25 protein-coding genes are annotated in these 19,770 nt (G+C 42.8%); 3 read left to right on the top strand and 22 right to left on the bottom strand.

The features are described 5' to 3' along the window. Positions 1-14: 14 nt before the first annotated feature. From GOL65_RS14070 to GOL65_RS13985, 19 genes are all read right to left on the bottom strand, one after another. Complete coding sequence (locus GOL65_RS14070; protein WP_179038414.1) at positions 15-530, bottom strand: phage major tail tube protein; 516 nt, start codon at positions 528-530, stop codon at positions 15-17. A gap of 8 nt (positions 531-538) precedes the next feature. Then, positions 539-1,708, bottom strand: a complete 1,170-nt coding sequence (locus tag GOL65_RS14065; RefSeq protein WP_179038413.1) for a phage tail sheath protein — start codon at positions 1,706-1,708, stop codon at positions 539-541. Positions 1,709-1,810: 102 nt separating this feature from the next. Continuing rightward, the gene (locus GOL65_RS14060) at positions 1,811-2,233 is read right to left on the bottom strand and encodes a tail fiber assembly protein (RefSeq protein WP_179038412.1); all 423 of its coding nucleotides are present in this window, start codon (positions 2,231-2,233) and stop codon (positions 1,811-1,813) included. 1 nt (position 2,234) lies between these two features. Next, a complete protein-coding gene (locus GOL65_RS14055; protein WP_179038411.1) occupies positions 2,235-3,506 on the bottom strand; it encodes a phage tail protein in 1,272 nt (423 codons plus the stop codon). Then, positions 3,506-4,111, bottom strand: a complete 606-nt coding sequence (locus GOL65_RS14050; RefSeq protein ID WP_179038410.1) for a phage tail protein I — start codon at positions 4,109-4,111, stop codon at positions 3,506-3,508. The genes GOL65_RS14055 and GOL65_RS14050 overlap by 1 nt, the downstream gene beginning before the upstream one ends. Next, the gene (locus tag GOL65_RS14045; RefSeq protein ID WP_179038409.1) at positions 4,104-5,015 is read right to left on the bottom strand and encodes a baseplate assembly protein; all 912 of its coding nucleotides are present in this window, start codon (positions 5,013-5,015) and stop codon (positions 4,104-4,106) included. Before GOL65_RS14045 ends, GOL65_RS14050 begins: the two co-directional genes overlap by 8 nt. A 2-nt stretch (positions 5,016-5,017) precedes the next feature. Then, positions 5,018-5,359 (bottom strand): GPW/gp25 family protein, encoded by a 342-nt coding sequence (locus GOL65_RS14040; protein WP_179038408.1) that lies wholly within the window; start codon positions 5,357-5,359, stop codon positions 5,018-5,020. Then, positions 5,359-5,979, bottom strand: coding sequence for a phage baseplate assembly protein V (locus GOL65_RS14035; protein WP_179038407.1), 621 nt, complete (start codon positions 5,977-5,979; stop codon positions 5,359-5,361). Before GOL65_RS14035 ends, GOL65_RS14040 begins: the two co-directional genes overlap by 1 nt. A gap of 73 nt (positions 5,980-6,052) precedes the next feature. Continuing rightward, on the bottom strand, positions 6,053-6,490 hold the full coding sequence (locus tag GOL65_RS14030; protein ID WP_179038406.1) for a phage virion morphogenesis protein: 438 nt from the start codon (positions 6,488-6,490) through the stop codon (positions 6,053-6,055). Continuing rightward, positions 6,487-6,906, bottom strand: coding sequence for a phage tail protein (locus GOL65_RS14025; protein WP_179038405.1), 420 nt, complete (start codon positions 6,904-6,906; stop codon positions 6,487-6,489). Before GOL65_RS14025 ends, GOL65_RS14030 begins: the two co-directional genes overlap by 4 nt. Then, on the bottom strand, positions 6,869-7,114 hold the full coding sequence (gene lysC / locus GOL65_RS22070) for an Rz1-like lysis system protein LysC (RefSeq protein ID WP_267313826.1): 246 nt from the start codon (positions 7,112-7,114) through the stop codon (positions 6,869-6,871). The genes GOL65_RS14025 and lysC overlap by 38 nt, the downstream gene beginning before the upstream one ends. Continuing rightward, positions 7,005-7,430 (bottom strand): Rz-like lysis system protein LysB, encoded by a 426-nt coding sequence (gene lysB, locus GOL65_RS22260; protein WP_179038404.1) that lies wholly within the window; start codon positions 7,428-7,430, stop codon positions 7,005-7,007. Before lysB ends, lysC begins: the two co-directional genes overlap by 110 nt. Beyond that, positions 7,430-7,966 carry a lysozyme gene (locus GOL65_RS14015; RefSeq protein ID WP_179038403.1) on the bottom strand — a complete coding sequence of 179 codons (537 nt, stop codon included), beginning with the start codon at positions 7,964-7,966 and terminating at the stop codon, positions 7,430-7,432. Before GOL65_RS14015 ends, lysB begins: the two co-directional genes overlap by 1 nt. Further along, on the bottom strand, positions 7,947-8,198 hold the full coding sequence (locus GOL65_RS14010; protein WP_179038402.1) for an HP1 family phage holin: 252 nt from the start codon (positions 8,196-8,198) through the stop codon (positions 7,947-7,949). Before GOL65_RS14010 ends, GOL65_RS14015 begins: the two co-directional genes overlap by 20 nt. Beyond that, positions 8,189-8,392 carry a tail protein X gene (locus tag GOL65_RS14005; protein ID WP_179038401.1) on the bottom strand — a complete coding sequence of 68 codons (204 nt, stop codon included), beginning with the start codon at positions 8,390-8,392 and terminating at the stop codon, positions 8,189-8,191. Before GOL65_RS14005 ends, GOL65_RS14010 begins: the two co-directional genes overlap by 10 nt. Beyond that, on the bottom strand, positions 8,389-8,853 hold the full coding sequence (locus tag GOL65_RS14000) for a head completion/stabilization protein (protein ID WP_179038400.1): 465 nt from the start codon (positions 8,851-8,853) through the stop codon (positions 8,389-8,391). Before GOL65_RS14000 ends, GOL65_RS14005 begins: the two co-directional genes overlap by 4 nt. Before the next feature lie 86 nt (positions 8,854-8,939). Next, on the bottom strand, positions 8,940-9,599 hold the full coding sequence (gene gpM / locus GOL65_RS13995; protein ID WP_029094713.1) for a phage terminase small subunit: 660 nt from the start codon (positions 9,597-9,599) through the stop codon (positions 8,940-8,942). A gap of 2 nt (positions 9,600-9,601) precedes the next feature. Continuing rightward, positions 9,602-10,693 (bottom strand): phage major capsid protein, P2 family, encoded by a 1,092-nt coding sequence (locus tag GOL65_RS13990; protein WP_179038399.1) that lies wholly within the window; start codon positions 10,691-10,693, stop codon positions 9,602-9,604. Between the two features lie 13 nt (positions 10,694-10,706). Continuing rightward, positions 10,707-11,528, bottom strand: coding sequence for a GPO family capsid scaffolding protein (locus GOL65_RS13985; protein WP_179038398.1), 822 nt, complete (start codon positions 11,526-11,528; stop codon positions 10,707-10,709). Between the two features lie 165 nt (positions 11,529-11,693). On the opposite strand from GOL65_RS13985, the gene GOL65_RS13980 reads away from it, so the two are divergent. Genes GOL65_RS13980 through GOL65_RS13970 form a run of 3 tightly spaced genes read left to right on the top strand, consistent with a single transcriptional unit; the run spans position 11,694 to position 15,245 of the window. Beyond that, a complete protein-coding gene (locus tag GOL65_RS13980) occupies positions 11,694-13,460 on the top strand; it encodes a terminase ATPase subunit family protein (RefSeq protein ID WP_179038397.1) in 1,767 nt (588 codons plus the stop codon). After that, positions 13,460-14,221 (top strand): terminase large subunit domain-containing protein, encoded by a 762-nt coding sequence (locus tag GOL65_RS13975; RefSeq protein WP_179038396.1) that lies wholly within the window; start codon positions 13,460-13,462, stop codon positions 14,219-14,221. The genes GOL65_RS13980 and GOL65_RS13975 overlap by 1 nt, the downstream gene beginning before the upstream one ends. Further along, positions 14,214-15,245: a phage portal protein gene (locus tag GOL65_RS13970; protein ID WP_029094709.1), complete on the top strand. Its 1,032-nt coding sequence runs from the start codon at positions 14,214-14,216 to the stop codon at positions 15,243-15,245. The genes GOL65_RS13975 and GOL65_RS13970 overlap by 8 nt, the downstream gene beginning before the upstream one ends. 450 nt (positions 15,246-15,695) lie before the next feature. On the opposite strand, the gene GOL65_RS13965 is transcribed toward GOL65_RS13970, so the two are convergent. From GOL65_RS13965 to GOL65_RS13955, 3 genes are all read right to left on the bottom strand, one after another. Continuing rightward, a complete protein-coding gene (locus GOL65_RS13965; protein WP_179038395.1) occupies positions 15,696-16,934 on the bottom strand; it encodes a HEPN domain-containing protein in 1,239 nt (412 codons plus the stop codon). A 336-nt stretch (positions 16,935-17,270) separates the two neighbouring features. Continuing rightward, positions 17,271-17,471, bottom strand: coding sequence for a hypothetical protein (locus GOL65_RS13960; RefSeq protein ID WP_179038394.1), 201 nt, complete (start codon positions 17,469-17,471; stop codon positions 17,271-17,273). A 120-nt stretch (positions 17,472-17,591) separates the two neighbouring features. Then, positions 17,592-19,670 carry a replication endonuclease gene (locus GOL65_RS13955; protein ID WP_179038393.1) on the bottom strand — a complete coding sequence of 693 codons (2,079 nt, stop codon included), beginning with the start codon at positions 19,668-19,670 and terminating at the stop codon, positions 17,592-17,594. Positions 19,671-19,770 lie beyond the last annotated feature (100 nt).

Below are 19,770 nucleotides of genomic sequence, written 5' to 3'. Positions count from 1 at the left end.
GATAATTAAATGAATTACAGCCCGATGTTTTTCCGGTGCTGTTTTAAGCGGTCATCACCGCCGATAATTTCAATCATATTGATAGTGTCGATTTCAACGATATCCTCACCATCAATGGCCAATTTGTAATACGTGCAGATAGTGCTGATCTTGGTCGATGTGTTCTCACCTTGCTTTAACTCGCCGCCATCAACCTCTTTATGACGGCCACGCATCACAACCTCTACCGCAGAAGTATCACCGGTATCATCCCGCTGATACGACCCCATAAAACGGATAGGTACTGCGGCAGCAGTTGGCGCGCCAAGCTGTTTATAGATAAGTGGATGAAGACCACCAATAGCCCATTCCAGCGATAACGCATCATCATCCAGCCCCAGATCAGCAGGTGCAGAACCATTCATTCCGCCGCCTCGGTAGTTCTCTAACTTACGAGTCAGCTTAGGTAGGGTCATGGATTCAATAACACCAACCCAGTTATCACCATCAACGAACGTGTTGAGGTATTTAAGTTTTCTTGGTAATGCCATGTTTCACCCTAGCTATTTAAAGATTGTCCAAAGTTCATCAGATAAGAATCAGTGATTCTCTGACGGAACATTAGGTTTTCCAGTGGAGGGATAGGCGTGTAGTCGTAGTCCAGATATAACTTACCGGCTTTCAATGTGTCTTTATCATTGACCGAATCGTCATACCAACAATCACCGCCTAACAGGTAGCCGGTAGAAACCAGCTCACGCAGCTTGGCCCGAATGCCTTCGATAATGTCTTTTGCCAGAGTTGGCGTTAATGGCTTATCGACCGCCCACATGTGAGCCTCTGCCATCGTATCCGCCAGAACCTGAGCCGAACGGGTATAGTTTTCAAATGCAAAAAGCGGATCATCAGAACAGGTACGGGACCCCCAAAAACGATAGCCATCACTACGAATTAAGGTAGTAATATCATTTTCATTTAACAGCCCTGCATCAGTGGCGGGATTCTGGAGCGCCCAATAAACATCATGGCTAATCCCGGTCACGCCATTTACACCAATGTTTGATAAGGTTTTGTGCCAGCCGATTTCCTCATCCAGCTTGGCGCGTAACCCCAAAGCGCGGGCGGTGGCGTAGGCTGTGGCCTCTTGATTTTTAACGGTATCCCAGTTAATAAAATCAGGCCAAATCAACATTAGTTCGCGCTGACTGAACCCCTGCCGGTATAACATTGCCTCTTCTTTACTCTCGCAGCCGTGAGCGCTGATATAACCAAACGCCCGCAATGACTGACAAATAGAGGCTAGTTCCGCTGATACATACTCGTTATCAAGACCCGGAACACCCAAAATACGTGGCGTTACACCTAGTCGTGTTTGTGCTGAAAGTAAGGCTTTCATACCTGTATTACGGCCAGCAACATTGCCACCAATAATATTTGAGGTAGTTTCCTCTTCCGTTTCAGCCTCTTTCACACGAACAACAACCGTGACCGGCTTAGTCTGATCTGCGATAGCATCAAGAGATCGGGCAAGCGTTCCAGCTTCGCCAGCACTCCCGATGGCTTTATTGATATCGGTGAGTAAAACCGGCGTGTCATATGGAAATATTTTTTCATCAGCATCATTAGCGGTGCAGACCATGCCAACAATTGCAGTGCTGATAGTTCTGATAGTACGCGTTCCTTCATTAATTTCCTGAACGCGTACGCCGTGATGATAATCTTGAGCCATTAAAATAGTTCTCCGGTGAACAAAGAATGTCACCGGATATAATGAGGAAAGGATAAGAAGAGCGCAGCTTATTGGATGTGTGCCATTGCTGGCACAATCTGATTATTCTGGTTGAGTGGGCCAGATGATATCTGGGGCCGTACCGGTATCAATTCGAGTTAATAATACACGGTATATCTTCCACTCTTTAAGTTGTCTTATTTCTTCATTCGTGGCCATTTCTAGATCAACTGCATCAGCCATAGGTGCTATTTTCTCATTTGCTAATGCCAAATAAGCAAATTTTTCAGCATCAGCAATCGCGATAAGCTCGGCTTTTGTCGCTTTAGGAATATCGTTCCAGTACGGCAACCCATCACTGCCAGCGGTCCGTACTTTACCAATCGGTGGCTCAAATGCTGCAAACTCACTATAAATGGAATCGGGAACTGAAACGCAGTCATTAGGCCAAGAGTCGTATAACTCATAATTGGACCTCTCTGAGTCTGGATAGAATGCGTTATTTTTCGCGCTATAATTATACATTTTATACACCCTCTGCACGCCAGAAGTAGGCACTTGCTGAATTCGACGCAGGATAAGTTGCCATCATTGTTCTACATCTAAATCCTACATTTGTTGTTGCTGTGTCATCCAATACTATAGATTGTGCATACGTAGGATAGGCCCCCTCTCGAAAACCAAAAATTATCGTAAATGGGCGATTAGAGAAAGCGATCGGAAACGTTACATTCGATAATCCATTACTCCCAATTGCCGATCCCCATTGAGTAAGCAACCCTGATGGCTCTCTCTTCCACCCATTTTGTGCAAGATTTGCACCAAACATTATTGAGTGTTTTAAGACTCCATCCCCCGTGGCATGCCATACCTTATTCTGCTCAACAATAAATGTGGCGCTTTCAGTAGGTTTTAATGTCAGCATTTTTACCGTGGACATAGGTATTGATATGTTATTACTTTCATTACCAACCGAGATGGTAATGTTCGCATCTTTAACATTCCAGATCGTGATAGTTTGCCCACTACAGCCAATCTTGCTGATGTCTGGCAATGTAAATGCAGACGGAGAGTCAGAATCAACCCATACGCGACGCCCAAAATCGCTAAAGGTAAATTGGCTGATATCCTGCTTATTAACCTGAGAATGAAAGTAACCTTTAACTTGAAGTAAATTAGGAGTTAACGCTTTTTTATTATTAATTCCATTAAAAACATCATTACCAGACGCAAGTTGAATTAAGCCCTTATTGGTCAAAGTCGCATCAGGATGGTTCCTTGATTCCTCATGATCACTAAGAGCCGTTTTCATTCTCAGTTCAAGCGCTGAAATTGACTGTTCAACATGCTGACGAGTTGCCAGCACTACAGCAGGATCAATCTTCAATGATACATTGGTTGAGCTGCTAACAATCAAAACCATCCGTACAACCTGTGTACGGCCAGATCCTTCCTGTAATTGCGGCTTATAGGATTCAGGGGCATTAGCTACAGCAATCAGATCGCCAGCGGAATCATAAAGTCCGGTTTCTCTGATATACCAGCCGCCTATAGTCTCGGGTAAAACCATTTCGGCAATAATCTGATTCTGGTTGTTTCCATCCACAGACAATGAGTTTAATTGGGCCCTGTAGCACTCATTCACTAATTTGATTTGTGTGGCATCAGGATTAGGAACTACTCCACCACCATCACCAATAGCCATATGGGTAATTTCTAACTGAGCACCCAAGGCGGTAGCATTAGCCAACTTAGCTGCACCAATTGCGGTTAGAATCACATAATATTTACTTGTCATTACTCTATTCTCATTATGTCTATTAAGTGAAGTACGCCAGCCGTATTAATATTACTGCTAATAACAATTTCATCCGGCACGTATGGATATATAGTTAATTCATCCCCGCTATAACTAGAACAAGCAATATAAGCGCGGCCCTGAGTTTCTAAATTAATCGAGAGTCCGATAAGGTGGCGGCTGCAGGGTTTTGCATCATTAATTAACCGCTCTAACTCCCGATACATTTCATCAGTGATACCCGTTTCCAAGACACCAACATCAAGCCGAAATGTTCCCGGAATATCACCAGATTTCCACCATTCAACAACACGGATTAAATAACCCAATGGTTCAACAACTCGGCGAATGGCGGCAATAGTGCCTTTGTGCCGGTGAATATAATAAGACGCAGAAACAGCATTACGTTTCACCTGTTCGGGCCAGTTACTATCCCAATAATCGACAGAGAAAGCCCAAGCCAAATAAGGCAGAAAATTAGCAGGGCAAAGGTTTGGATCCCAAAGTTCCCTCAGAGGCACTGAGAGCTGATCGATATCAGCTAACGCTTTTGCAGCTGCGATTTCCAACAAAGATGAGCCAGTAGGCAATAACTGATTACTCATCATATCCACCAAAACCAATTTGATATGAGGAACAATAAGCCGCCTGAGTCTTATCCAAAACCACATCCTCAGCCGGGCTGATTAACTCAACGCGCTGGACTCCTTCAACGGTTAAGGCGGCATAAATAGCACTTTTCCTAATATCCCGGCCTAACCGCCGTTGTATTGCTATATATTCCCTTAGCTTATTTTCTGCCGCTAATCGCACAGGCTCAGACTCAGGCCCCGGATAAAACCATAAATTGGCTTCTATTTGATATTTAATTATTTCCGCTGATTGAACCGTCACACGGTCAGCAACCGGGCGCACGTTCTCATCATTAAGCGCTTTATTAATAATTGAAATAAGATCGCTACTTGCCTGACCGGTGCCTTCTCTGGATAAAACTGATATTAATACCTCAGCCGGGCGCGGGCTGATTGCTGACACATCAGACACCCTACCATCAGCGCTTCTGGCATGAAACTCATAAGCGCCAGTAGGCCCGGCAACGCTCATCCCCTCAAAGGCTTGAGGCAATCTCAGCCTTAAATCACTATCAGACTCCATCACTGCAGCAACCGGGGGAATGGACTTACTATCTGCAGGATGAATAACAAGACGTTCAACATTGTAATTTGCCGCTAAGTTATCCAAGTCATTACCGCCAGAATAAGCAACCATCACGGCGCGTGCGGCCTCATTAACTCGCTGTCTGAGCACCAACTCACGGTAAGCATTCTCCTGCAGTAGCTTAACGATTGGCTCAGATTCAAACTGCAATGTCGCCTCAACATTGGACTGCTGTTCTTCTGGATAAAGTGAAATTAACCGCTGCTTTCGCTCTTGAAAAATTACTTCAAAATCCAATGACTCAATCACATCAGGGGCGGGTAACTGGTTTAAATCAATAGCGCCACTCATCGCTAGCCCCCTATTGGCAGTTCAAAATTAACGTTCATATCTGTATCTATTCGCTTACCACTAAACGTAACAACCATCGTTCCATCAAAAGAAGGCTGTACATCAATATCGGTTAGCTGAATGCGAGATTCCCACCGGGTGAGAGCACTATAAATAGCTGACATCATTCTTAATCGGGTTACATCATTTTGGGGTTGGTCAATGAGCCTGAACAGCAATGAACCGTATTCCCGGCGGGCAATTCTGGAGCCAATCGGTGTAATAATGATATCTTTCACCGACTGGCGGATATGATCCAAATCGGAAATACTGCGCCCGGTATCGGCGTTCATACCTAAATACATTATCTCGGCCTCCCTGATGAATCACTGCCCTGTTTAACACCATCATGAATATGAGTATCAACAACCACGCCATTTGATGAGAAACTGCCGCCACTATGATTAATATTGCCTTTCATCGTCCCGCCGCCGTTCACCTGCAGAGATTGAGTGATTAATAAACTTGAACACTCAACAACCGGCGAGTTAAGCATTATCTTGGTTCCTGCATTGGCAGTTATCAGATCGGCGTTATCAATTAAAACTGTCTTGGCTCCATCAACGTTTAACGTACTGGTTGCGGCCTCATACTCAATAACTGCACCATCAGAAAACTTAATTTTCCGGGCCGTTGGTGACAGGGACGGCGGCGGATGATCGTCGGAATAAATACCCACCAAAGCAAAGGCCGTCGTCAGTTCGCCCCCCAAACACAATAATAGAGATTGTTCGCCTACCGTTGGTGGCCACCAATCAGAATCGCCCCCGGCACGCTGACATATCCATTTTATCCAGCCGGTCTCAAGCTCCCCGGTTTTAACCCGACAATATGGACGAGCAGGATCGAGCGCAGATATAACACCAACACGCAATAAATTATCTAAACGCCTTCTCAGGTCGGTTATTACATCAAGATTATTCATAACGGGTAGTGTGCCGATTACCTGACAATTTTTGGATTAATTAAAGGTGTGCCAGAGGTGACACAAATTGAATTTATTTACTGAGAAAATCGATAATTGAATCACCGATAATTTCCACATCATGATGAGTAAGACCAATCAACTGCCGCCGAGCGTATTTAATTTCAAGTTTCCGCCCTCTGGTTTCTATTTTCTCTCTCAGCCCATAATGATGGATCCGCGCTATATTCTGCACACCCTGAGTAAATGAAATAGTCATATCATCGGGCGTAGATCGCGTTTTCATAAAACGAACGGTACGTAACCGGCGGAACATTACCCGCTTGCCCGGCTTCTTATTTTTTCGTGGGGCGTAAGGCGTTCCGTCCGGGGCTTGCTGTTTCTGGATACTTATCTGCTGGCGCTGGCGTAACTTTCGCACTAACGCAGAGTTCATCTTGCGGCGACTTGCAGGTGATGTCCGGTTAATTAATGCGGCAATGGCTTGATCTACCTGATGTAAGTCACTCATGGCATAGCCCATTCATCACTAATAGGTGGTGGTGGTTCAGGAATATTTTGAATAAAAATAGCGCCATCTTTCATACTGGCAATAACGCGCTCCGTTAGCCGTAATGAAATATCAATATCCTGTTGTTGATGATTCAGAAAATCGACCTCAAATCTAAAGCCGTCAGATTCAGCAGTTAATATATCTGGCTGATTTTTTCTCAGCCAATACAAGATCGGTACGATTAATAAATTGGCGTCACCTGAATAATCAGTAATCAATATATTCATCACATACTGATATTCGAATGATAGTGAAGGACCCAACGTAGAAATAACTTTTCCGTCTTTAATAAATACATGTAGGCTCTCAGGTGATTTACGGACAAAATCAACACTCTTATTGAGCATATCCCTCAGAGAATCCGGCTTTATCATTATTAATATCTCGCTGGCAATTTAAAATCATATCAACCTTTTCAGCGCACTGATATAGCGCCAACTCTAACTGATTCGCCACATCATCCAGATCACCGTTAGTGAATGGATTCTGGGCCGGAAACTGGCAAGCTGTCACGCTCGGACAACCATTTACGATAATCTGACGCGCCGTTGATGGCGGGCCTTTGGCGCAACCTGATAACATCAGGAGGCAAGCCAGAATTAAACCAGTCGCGTAACATTTCGTTTTCATGAGTCAGTCTCTGTAATTGCTTATTTTTGATATTAAGCCGTTCAGTTGTTTTCGTTAATTGCTGTTGATGAATAACCTGAGCCTTATCATTATCACGCTTTAATGAAGCCAATTTTTCAATGCTTTTATTTAATTCATTAATGGTGTTATCACGGGTATTAATCAGTAATTTTGCGTTGTCCCATTTAGCGGATAAATAATCAACCCGCCATAACAAGAAAATAACAGCAGCGATAATAGAAATAATAAATACAGCGGTTAGTTTCATCACCGAACCCCCGATAAACATAATTTAGTTTCAGCAGCCCTCCGGCGTTCTAATCCCGGCGAAACTTTTCCGGCTGCATATTTAAAGCCGCCGAACTCATTACACATGGCGCGCCAGTTTCGTTGAGTTGCATGCGCTGCTAAATAGGTTGGCCTTTTTTGTTTTCGATTATATATTGCCGCCTGACAGCCAACATTCAGTACTAACGATGCGCTGGCATCTAAAACACTCTGAGGCATATTTTCGCCATTTAACTTAGACATAACGCAACGTTCAGCATCAGTAATATCCTCAATCAAGAATCTAGCGATCTTATCTGTTGTTGCTGTATCACCACGTTTAACGCCTTTGGTATGACCGATTCCATTTGTCCAGACACCGGCTGAACATTGATAGGCATTAGTTCTACAGCCTTCAAATTCAGCAATAAGTTGGATAGCATCATCACTAACCCGCAACGAATCCGCGCCGGGCAGCGTCCAGAAAATACCTAATACTGCAGTAATAACGCAGGCACTACCTGTTAGTTTCTTCATAAATCCTCTGACTTATTCCTAAATCTTTTAATATCCGTGCTGTTTTCCGGCGATAGTGCCAATTAACAAAGAACGTACCGATTGCCACAGCGATCCCTGTTACATACATCCATTCTTGCAATGTCATCGCACCGCAAGTGGTAACAAGAACAGACATTGAGTAGCTAAGATTTGTGATATGACGATCCAGCCAGTTAGATATATCCAAAATCAAGCGCTCAACTAATCCCATAGCTGTACCATTTTTCTATTTGTTACCGGCGCGATATCCGGTAGTTCTACCGGTGTGCCATGCGGAATAATCACACCAAGATCTGATAGACCAGGATTAGCTCTTAACACTAACTCAGTGACACCGGCTGTACGCTGGTAATACCGCCAACAGATGGCATCCACGGTATCTCCCTGATGTGCGATAACTTTCATATCAATTCAACGGTGCTATGAGGCAAGCCTTGGATCTCGCTAATGGCCCAAGCCGCATCACGGCGTAAATCATCAATAGAATCCGGCATTTCCTCAGCTTTCTGGTTGCCTGAATTGGTCGCGTCATAATCCCGGTAACGTTCAAGTAACCCGGCTTTGGTCTTACAATACACGGCCTGCTTATATCTGAATAAATGGATGCTATGGCCGCCAATGGAATCCGCCGGAACGGCACTTAAAGACGAGTAACCTTTAGCTTTTTGCTCATCTCGCCAGACAAAAAGCTCACCATTCACACTGGCAATTTCATTTAACGCAATATGCCGGAGCCGTTGAGTAGATACGGTTCCATCAATACGCATAACATCCCGTAAATCAGCCAAATCAACAGAGGGCCAAAAATTGGTATTAACGATTGGCTCTTCATTTTCTGGCGGTGGATTAGCGGTAATAAATTTCATGTTATTCCCTGTTAGGTTGGGCGGTGGACGGAATAAGCGTTTAATTCAACACTTACCCGTGCCGCCCCGCGCGTTGGCACGTTCTTTTATCCGCTTTTAGCGGCGTTTCTTATCTCTCTCTCTAACCCGTCGATATCCTTTTTCACACCGCATTTACTATGCAAATGTAAGGCGCGAGTTAAATGATTAAGGGCGATAACAGGGTTATTTCGTGAGCGTTCAGCAAAGCCAATAATCTTATGCAGCTTGGCTCTGACTTCATCAGGCATATCTTTGCCATCAGTTAGCTCTAAGGCTCGCATCAGTAGAGGTAAATCAACCGGCAATTTAGCCCCATAACTACGAGATCCATATTCGGCAACCTCTTCAGCAATTGCGCAGGCAGTCTGGCGATTAAATCGCGTGGGCATGGCAAGATCATGTTTTAGGGCATACTCAGCGATATCCAACGCACCGGACAAGTCACCGGTATCAATACGCCAAATCATGATAAACATAACAACATCATCCTGATGGCCTATACCGTGCGATAAAACCCCGGCCACCCACGGCGAGTACTCAGGCAATAACTTTTTCTTAAGTTCTGCCTTTTTCTCTACAGATTGGACTAACCGCAACCGCTGGCGATCGGCATTTAACTTAACCAACATCAGTTCATATGCGCTGGCGTACTGATATGAGCCGCCCTTTCGGGCGGCCTCTTGAGCAGAAACGCGGACTACATGACGGCGAGCTGGACTAGTCATTATTAAGCCTCTGCGCCATCTGTTTTCGGCGCTTCATCTTCTGGCTCTTCGATCACTTCCGCTTTTGGGCCAATAACAATGTTTTCAATCAAAACGGCACAGTCGTAATCTTCAACAACGTAAGCCTCATTCACTGACTCATAGTTTTCGATACGGTCACGCTTTGGATTGTCGATAATTGAACGGCGGCGCGTCCCTTCTTGCCAGTAGATAGACAGGTTATCTAAGCGGGTAATTAACATTGCGTTAGCTGGGAAATAAGGCACCCGAACCGCCCACAAACCACCTAACCGTTTTTGGCTGATAATTAAGCCTGCAGCTAGCTGCTCTGTGTTTTCTTGCTCTTTATTAACCAGAGGGAAATATTTATCACTGAGTAACTTACGGCCACAGATAACCACTAGCTGATCATCATCTTGGAAGTGTTCCGCAATAATGTTATCAACGGCATCCATTACAACAGCATCGAGGTTGATATAATCATGACCGGGGCCAACATATATTTTATCTACAATCACCTGACCGGATTCATCAGTTACACCTGACATAACATGGCTTGGGCGGTCATTTCTGATTTTCTGCAGCCAACCAACATTCACATCCTGCAGCATCTTATTAGTAGTTTTATCAGATGTTTTCTCACGCTTAACGCCATTGAAACCGATCATGATCCGGTCTAAAGCCTGACGCTTAATAATTGAATCTCTGATAATTGGCTGAAAATTCTTTTTCTTAGCCCATAAATCCAACTTGTTATAGGTTAACGACGTATCAAAATTGGTTTGCTCACAAACATACTCAACAGCAGTCATGCTAGTTGGGTCGGTTGGCTCGCGCTCTTGAGTGGTTGTATCGGTTGTTCCCGCACATGGGCGGTCTGCACCTAAGCCAAGAGCCTGACCGGATTTATCATCTACCGGTGAAATATTGATATTTTTCAGGAAGTCGGCTGATTCTTGGATTTTCTCTTCCAAAGTCTGCTCGACGGATGGATCTACCGGAAATTTAGAAGATAAATCCTGAACATCAACATGATTCAGGTTGGCGAGCTGGATTAAGTAGCCGTTATATGCTTTGCGGGTAAGGGTTTTCATTAATCAATTTTCCTTAGCAATCAGTCACGATTGAAGAGCCGCCGCCGGTAGCTGGCGGGCGATGGCTTGAGTTACGATCTTCTATTGATAACTGAGTTCTCAGATCGGTGAAGTCTTTCGATAGTTGCTCTAGCTGTGATTTTTGCGAGTCGTCTGCCTGCAGTTTTTCCATTGCAGAAATACGATCGGCTAAAGTTTGTTGGTGTGAGGTGAGTAGCTCTACAGCGCCTGATACATCGCTTTGAATATCAGCTTGCTGTTTGCTGTTTTTACCTAACATCCCTTTCACCATGGATAAAAGGCTCGGCTTGGGTTCTGGCTCAATTTCGAAATCAAGCGTAGTTTCCTGCGCCTCAGTAAAAGAGGTTAATAAATTGGTTTTTCGGGAGGCTAACGGATTACTCTGAGCATTGGCGCAGAACATCATCATTTCAGTTCCCAAACTGGCGGGGTTATCGGTAAATGCCAGACCAACCAAATAGGCTTCACCGGTATCTGCAAACTCTGCGTAATACTCAATGCTGGTAGATAACTTCTGTTTTGACTGATTTAGTGCAACCAAATCATCAGAGGCATCAACCTGAACCAATAGCGCTAACTTACCCGCCAGCGCACCGTCAGAAACTTCCTCTGTTTTAGCCGCCAGCACTTCACCATAGCTACGAAAAACGCTATCAGGGTAAACACTTCTTAAGTGTTCAAGATTGGCGCGAGCCAAATAGACTTTTGGATCATAATTTGCAGCCATTTGCTCGATGTGTTTACGCTCTAAAGTGCGCCCATCACATAGCGCCCCTTCAACAGCAACACGGAAAAACTTTGATTTTTTACCCATTCGACAGGCCCCGGTTAATAAATATATGTAGTAATAACAAACTAAAAATAAGTAACGGGTATGTTGGCGGGGATTAGGGATAAGAAACAATAAAAGCCTTGTGTGTAGGGATTCACACAATGGCGGTTAATCGTGAAGTTGGTAAACGGTCGCTAATCTTGCGGCATGAATACGACACTCGTAAATACCGATCTGGATCCACGCCGTCAGGCAATGTTCCTCTACTTTCAAGGGCTACGCATCGCGCGCATTGCTGAAATGCTTGGCGAGAAGCCTTCGACTGTCCACAGCTGGAAAAAGCGCGATAAATGGGGCAGCTATGGCCCCTTAGATCAGATGCAGTTAACTACTGCAGCGCGTTATTGCCAACTGATCATGAATCCCAAAAAGGAAGGCCGAGACCTTAAGGAAATAGACCTTTTAGGGCGACAAGCTGAACGACACGCAAGAATAGGTAAATTTAACAATGGCGGGAATGAGGCTGATTTAAATCCAAACATCAAAAGCCGCAATAGTGGCACTCGAAAGCAAGCCGAAAAGAACCAGTTTACAGAAGAGCAGATCGATAAATTAAACGGCCTGTTTATGGATTCTATGTTTGATTATCAGCGCGACTGGTATCGAGCTGGAAACCAACACCGGATCCGAAACATTCTCAAATCACGGCAAATAGGTGCGACCTACTACTTTGCTCGAGAGGCGTTCATTGATGCCCTTGCTACCGGGCGTAATCAAATATTCTTATCAGCATCCAAGGCACAGGCCCACGTATTTAAGCAATATATTATTGAATTTGCGCGAGAGGTGGATGTTGATTTGCGTGGTGACCCGATCACGCTGCCTAACGGTGCAATGCTGTACTTCCTTGGTACAAACGCCCGTACAGCACAGAGCTATCACGGCAATCTATACCTTGATGAATATTTCTGGATACCGAAATTCCTTGAGTTGAAAAAAGTCTCATCCGGTATGGCGCTGCATAAAAAATGGCGGCAAACATATTTTTCAACCCCATCCAGCCTAACCCATAGCGCTTATCCGTTCTGGAGTGGTGCACTGTTCAACCGAGGACGGCCTAAAGCTGATCGTATTGAACTCGATCTAACACATTCGCATTTAGGAAAAGGTGTTCTTTGTCAGGATGGTCAATATCGACAAATCATCACGGTTGAGGATGCAATAAACGGCGGCTGTAACCTGTTTGACCTTGACCAGCTCAGGTTGGAATACGGGCCGCATGATTACCAAAACTTACTGATGTGTGAGTTTGTCGATGATTTATCGTCTGTATTTCCATTGGAAGAAATGCAGCGCTGTATGGTTGATAGCATGGAGGTATGGGAGGACTACAACCAGTTTCTGATCCGGCCATTTGCTTACCGGCCAGTCTGGGTTGGTTATGACCCAGCCAAGGGAACTGCTAACGGCGATAGTGCCGGATGTGTTGTTATAGCTCCGCCAGTTGTACCCGGTGGTAAATTTCGTATTCTTGAGCGCCATCAATGGCGGGGGATGGACTTCACCGCACAGGCGGAGAGTATCAAGCAAATAACTGAACGCTATAACGTGACTTACATAGGTATCGACTCAACCGGCGTAGGGCATGGCGTATATCATTTAGTAAAACAGTTCTTCCCGGCTACGCGTGAGTTTGTCTATAACCCAACAGTTAAAAATGCCCTAGTCCTTAAAGCTAAAGACGTAATCACTAATCGGCGCTTAGAGTTTGATGCCGGTTATACCGATATAGCCCAATCATTTATGGCAATCCGCAAAGCGATAACAGCCAGCGGAAACCGCCCAACTTATGAAGCCTCACGCAGTGAAGAAGCCAGCCACGCTGATTTAGCTTGGGCGACAATGCACGCCTTATCTAATGAACCGCTGGAAGGTTCAACGCAGCAAAACTCTAACATTGTGGAAATATACTAATGAAAGCCAACTCATTCACACCAACTCAGATTGATGATTTACAAGATAATTTATTAAAAAATTCCTTTAAATATCAATTAGATTGGTATCACGCAGGATTAAGCCAAAGAAAGAGAAATCTCACCAAAGCTAGACAAGTTGGAGCAGATAGTTATTTCTCACGAGAGGCCCTTATTGATTCACTAACTACAGGCCGTAATCAGCAAATTATAGCTACAAGCCAGAAAGCCGCATTAGTTCTTAGATCTTACATAACCTCATTTGCTGCAGAGGTGGGCGTTAAATTAACCACTACAAACAAAGATATCTATTTAAGTAATGGCGCAATGATTGGTTTTCACGGTGAAAAAAGTCATTTCGCAGCCTTACATGGAAACGTTTATGTTAGTGAGTATGCGTGGATGAAAGATCCAAAAAGCGTTTATCAAATAGCTATAGGTGTAGCTGCACACAACCAATATCGCAGTACATTCTATACATCAGTTTCAGAATCTGAATCAGGCTTTGCTATTTGGAATGGGTCATTAATTAAACAAACAAAAATACCCAAGGGAAATATTCCAATTAAAAATATTAATAACGGTCAACTCTGCGTAGATGGCCAGTGGCGGCAATCAATTACAATTTACCAAGCCATGGAGCAGGGTTGCAACCTTTGGGATCAAGAGTCAATCAAGGATATTCAAGACTCAATGACCGCCGAAACTTTCAATAGATTATATTTATGCCAATGGAATAATTCGGAGCGTGGAAATGAGTAAGCGTCAATTAAAGAAAGAGGCATTAAAGGCCAGTAAGCAACCGGCTAATAAAAACCACAGCCCGATCGAGCTAACCTTTGGTGACCCAGTGCCAGTAATGGATCGCAATGATTTTCTTAGCTATGTTGAATGTGTAGCAATAGATAAATATTATGAGCCGCCGGTTAGCTTAGAAGGCTTATCGCGTACCTTTCGCGCTGCAACTCATCACAGCTCACCTATCTATGTAAAACGAAATATTTTAGTTAGTACATTTCTGCCCCATAAGCTGCTAAAACAGCAGGATTTCAGCCGATGGTCATTGGATTACTTAATTTTTGGCAATGGTTATCTAGAAGTTAGAAAGAACAAATTACATCAACCATTAGAAATTAAATCATCATTAGCTAAGTTTACCCGGCGGGGCATCGATCTGCAGAGTTTCTGGTTTGTTAATGAATGGAATAAGGCTTATGAGTTTGAGCAGGGCAGTATATTTCACCTACCTGAACCTGATATTAATCAGGAGGTATACGGCGTTCCTGAATATTTATCAGCGCTGAACTCTATCTGGCTTAATGAATCAGCGACGCTATTTCGCCGTAAGTATTTTGAAAATGGACAACACGCCGGTTACATCATGTATTTAACCGATCAGGCTCAGAATCAGACTGATGTTGATAATATCCGCAATGCAATGAAAAGTGCGCGCGGGCGTGGCAACTTCCGCAATCTGTTCATGTATGCACCCAATGGTAAGAAAGACGGCATACAGATAATTCCACTGAGTGAAGTCACGGCTAAGGATGAGTTTTTTAACATTAAGAATGTTACACGAGACGACATGTTAAGCGCTCACCGCGTACCACCTCAGATGATGGGAATTATCCCTAACAATACTGGCGGCTTTGGTGATGTTAAGAAAGCCTCACAGGTTTTTGTACAGAATGAGCTGATACCACTACAGGAAAGAATGAAAGAGTTTAACGAATGGTTTGGTGATGAAGTGATCAGATTTAAAGAATATCAGTTACCTGCAGATTGATAATCAACCCTACAAACTAAACCGCCGCGTGGCGGTTTTTTATTGCCTGCGTTATATCGAGCTGTGCGCCATTCTCAAAGGCTCCACTTGAAGCAACTCACTGGCTTAATGGATGAAAGTGAATAGCACAGGATGCGGCCTGAGTGGGCGATTTTACATCTAAATCACTCAGCGCGCGCAATCGTACCCCCACCACGCCTCCGCACTTGATTGAATGATTTTCATGCGAGTGCGCGATCCGATTTGGACCACGCCTGACTGGGGGTTACAAGGTAAATTATCTAACGTGGTGCTCATGCGGATTCATGCAGCATAGACATGCATAATAATAAACTGTAATTAAGATTAGTTATAACTAGCATAAGCAAATAACTGGGATTTTAAAAAACCAGTAATAATATTTCTGATTAAAATTTAAAAAAATAAATTTATCTCATAGTGTAATAAAAATTATATAACATCTTTTAATGTTAACAAATACTTCTTAGATCTAATCAACTCCAAGTCTAACATATTAATACCCAATTGCTTTGACGGTTCCCGCCTAAAATTTTCAATCGCTCTATTTAAATTATTTCTATGCCTTCTTAGTTCTTTTTTATAGTGTTCGGAAATATCCATATATATATATTTTGTCAGTTTTTTTATTGTTTGCTCTGCTTCCAACATAAGTTTTTCATTAGGTGATGATGGGATGTTTTCTTCAACAGTAGCAACAACCTCCAATTCTTCTTTTATTGTTGACTTCAACTCTGAAGTTATCTCATTCTTCTGTTCATTAGTTACTTCAATATTATCAATTTTACTTAACGCATCATCAATGACACTATTTACCTCTTCTTTTTTTGCTATTATTTTTTGTTTATCCTCATAAGAAATGAACCTATTATGGGCTATTTTATTACGCAAATCATAAAGCATTTCCCACGCATCTATTATTTGCTCATCAATTTTACTATTCTTATTATCACCATCTATATCTGGTGCAAAATACCGCTGCCAATTACTCTGAGGAATAAACTCCATTAACTGTTCGATATCAATTGCTTTCTTTTTGCTAGATAAAATTCTATGTACATCATTAACTTTTAAAGTACTATATTTATCAAATAAGAATTTTGATAGTTGTATGAAATCAGTATCAGATAGAAAAGTATTTAAAGATTGCGTATCTTTCTTATCATTTGGGTTTTTAATAGAGTCAATAACATCCTTAGGTGTGTTTGATGAAACCCACTCCAATCCAACTTTTATTGACATAAATATAGTAATTAACTTCCTCATTTTATTTTCTATTTCATGTATGTGCTTGTAACTCTCTATTGAAAACTCTGTAGACAAGTCATCACGCAATGTATTTAACTGTGAATGTTGTAGCTCTTTTATTGTTTCTATAACTTCAGAATTTAAATCTCTAAAACATATTTTTTCTTCATGTGAATCACATTTTTCTTTAGTTGATATTTTTATTAAATAATTTCTAATAACATCTACCCTAGATTTAATTTTCTTTACATCTAATTCGTACTTACGTTCGTTAAACTCGATTAGATGACTTTTATCACCTATCGTTATTTTTATATTCTTATTCAATTTAAGTCCATTAATTAAATCATTTTCATCTTGAAATAATTTTCTTTCTTCAGAAAAATTCAATAGATATTCTGATGTGTAGGAATTAGGCGTCATAACTGAATCTCCGTATAAAAATAAATATAACCCTATCATATACATATTTTTATACATTAATCTAGCCCGGCCTAATTTGATAGCAAGTCAACGAGGATGAAATATAGAAAAAAAGACATATAATTTGATGCTAATTTTCTATAAGTATCATATAAAATCTAGGTATATAAAAATCACCACTGAGTTTTTATACAATTTTTTTAAGCTATAACTCACTGCCTCTCAATTTGGGGCATTCCTTATTGAGAGGTAGTACATAACATGAATATATCAAAAATATAAATTTTACATCAAAACCTATTGAGAGAATTTCTTGATAAATTTTTATCGACTTCATTATTCTTCCAGAAAAATACCATCGTTATCTGTTTCACTATTTTTTTTATGCTCACTTAACTTTTTATCATTTCCCAAGGTATCAGCAATCCAAGCAATAGCAATCTCCTTATCTTTCTCTGAACACTGAGCGTCAACAATCAGCCGTACCAACAATTCAGACCGCTCAACTGCCATCGATTGCTTAAAATATAATCCCATTCCGCCCCCAAAAATAACTGTATATAAACACAGTAAAACAACTTTGGGTTGTTGTCTATGCTTTAATGAAAAAATATCACTTATAGATTAAATAATATAAATAACAATAGGTAAGATATTTTAGATACCTAACCTCAGAAAAACCCTTTCCACGTTGCCGAAATTATCAGGAACATAAACCCGGTCCACATCTAACCCCATGGTCACATCAACAAGCTGATTATTTGCAATCCTCAGCCCCTTTCCGGGGTCTGTTCGTAGAATTCCACCACGAATAAGTATTGAAACCTGTTCCGGGTCGCCAGTTTCACCCCGGCTTTTTAACTGCAACTCTATATTTCGGCTAACCCTTCGCTGTGGCTCCGTACAGTTATTGACAGAACTCCAAGGGACCGCGTTGCGGTCCATATTAAGGGCATCATCCGCTGACGCGGCTGACTTAGGGACAATCTTCCACTTTACCGTACGCGTTGTTATCTCTGACGACACACCCAGATAGGGAGAGAATACCCCTTGAACCTTCTTGATCTCTTCCGCATATGCGCCACCTTCTTCGATTGTTTCATAAGAAAGACGAACGGTAAGATTTTTACGAGCAACGAATGCGCCGCCTTGCAACTCCGTATATGCGTACCAATCGCCAATATCGGCAGCAAATCGCACGTTATCCATATCAGCATCATTAAAGATCTGTTCGTCACCACGCACCCGCCGTAATTCTCGCCAGACCGTGACCGGTGCGCCGCCGATTTGCTGAAACTGGCGGATCTTCCAACGGCTCGACCAAGCGGTAATAGATTTAGACATGCCTTTTAAATCCTGCCCGGTTTCGTTGTCGGTCTCACCATCTAGAGCAAAGCCATCAATATTTTTTGATATGTATTTAGCTATATAACCGGTTGCACTGCCTTTCTCTTTATCGATAGGCTCAACATGAAAGCGGGCCTTTAGAGCGCGGTCACTTTGTAGTTCTTCAGAATCGTCTATGCGGGCGTGGTAACACATGATATCTCTCACTGCGTCGACATGTTCAGGCGGCATAAACAACAACATATGCCAATGCGGTGTTCCATCGTGATGTGGCTCAACCACGCGGAACCCGAATACGCGCAAATCCTCCCGACTCAGGGCTGCACGAATACGCGCCCATACGTTGCAAAGGTACTTTTGTGTATCTCGCGGACTTGAGCCGTTCCACTTTTGATTGAAGCCACCTGAAGACCGTACAGCGTGATATTTAGATGGAGCGGTGATGGTATAGAATTCACCTACGCAGCCCAGCTCATCAGCAAGATCTTCAAACCCCCTCATTCTTACCATGAGTTCAACCCGCCGCACGGCTGGATTAGCGTTACTGGCTAGTACCATCGTTTCAAGTGAAGCACGATCGCCGTCTTGATTTTCTAACTCATGTTTTTTAAAGAATTCCCAATTTCGTTTTTTTTGTTCTTTCCACTCTCCTAGCGTTGTCCGGCTAACATAAGCGGATGCTGCCTTTTGGACTTGGCCAACCGCAATTGATAAATGTTCCCGCTGTAAATCCCGGCGGCGCTTAATTTGACTGGTCCACCAAGTGGGGGAAGTCATACGGGCGATAGCCGATAAAATATGGCGGTCATGCATTTTTTCATTGGTATAAAGCGACCAATACGGCGGGGTGATATTAAAAGGGGTTAATAGATCAGCAACGGCCGCATAGATTTTAAATAGCGCGTCGTCGCTATCTGGTGAGGGTTTAACTCGATCGATAAAACCATTAAAGGCGGTTTCTATATACATCGCGACATTATGCGCAAGGTTCCTGATCTGCTGGCGGTCCAGCGTTGGCAGTTTTTCGAAATCGTCAAAAATAGCGAGTTGAAGATGGTCAGCAGCAAAGGCCGTGATTTTGTATTTATCACTAACTTTTTTCAGTCTTGGTAATACATTATCGCCTACCGCGGTACGCAAAAATGTATTAGCAACACGCCGCCCTTTGGTATTGAATAATGTTTCATACCGGCGGCCAAAGTAGCCGGACAGAAAGCCCGGCATTTCGTCTAGGTATTTCTTGCGCCACTCATGGTCATCGCTGTTTACTTCATAAAGTTCATGCTCAGTGATCGACATGTTGGCTGGTTTTCTGGTAGGGAAAACCGGCATCAGAATACTTTCTAAAGCGCCATTGGCATTAAGAACATAAGGAGTATTTACCAGCATTACTCACACACACCGGCATAAACACTATTACAAACGCTGTGATTATTTACGGAAGCCAATAAATCAAATTGATTGCCGCCGCGAGTTGTTAAGGCCCAAT

The organism is Limnobaculum xujianqingii, assembly GCF_013394855.1.
In the GTDB taxonomy this organism is placed as follows: domain Bacteria; phylum Pseudomonadota; class Gammaproteobacteria; order Enterobacterales; family Enterobacteriaceae; genus Limnobaculum; species Limnobaculum xujianqingii.
This window is presented reverse-complemented; position numbering and strand designations above follow the sequence as displayed.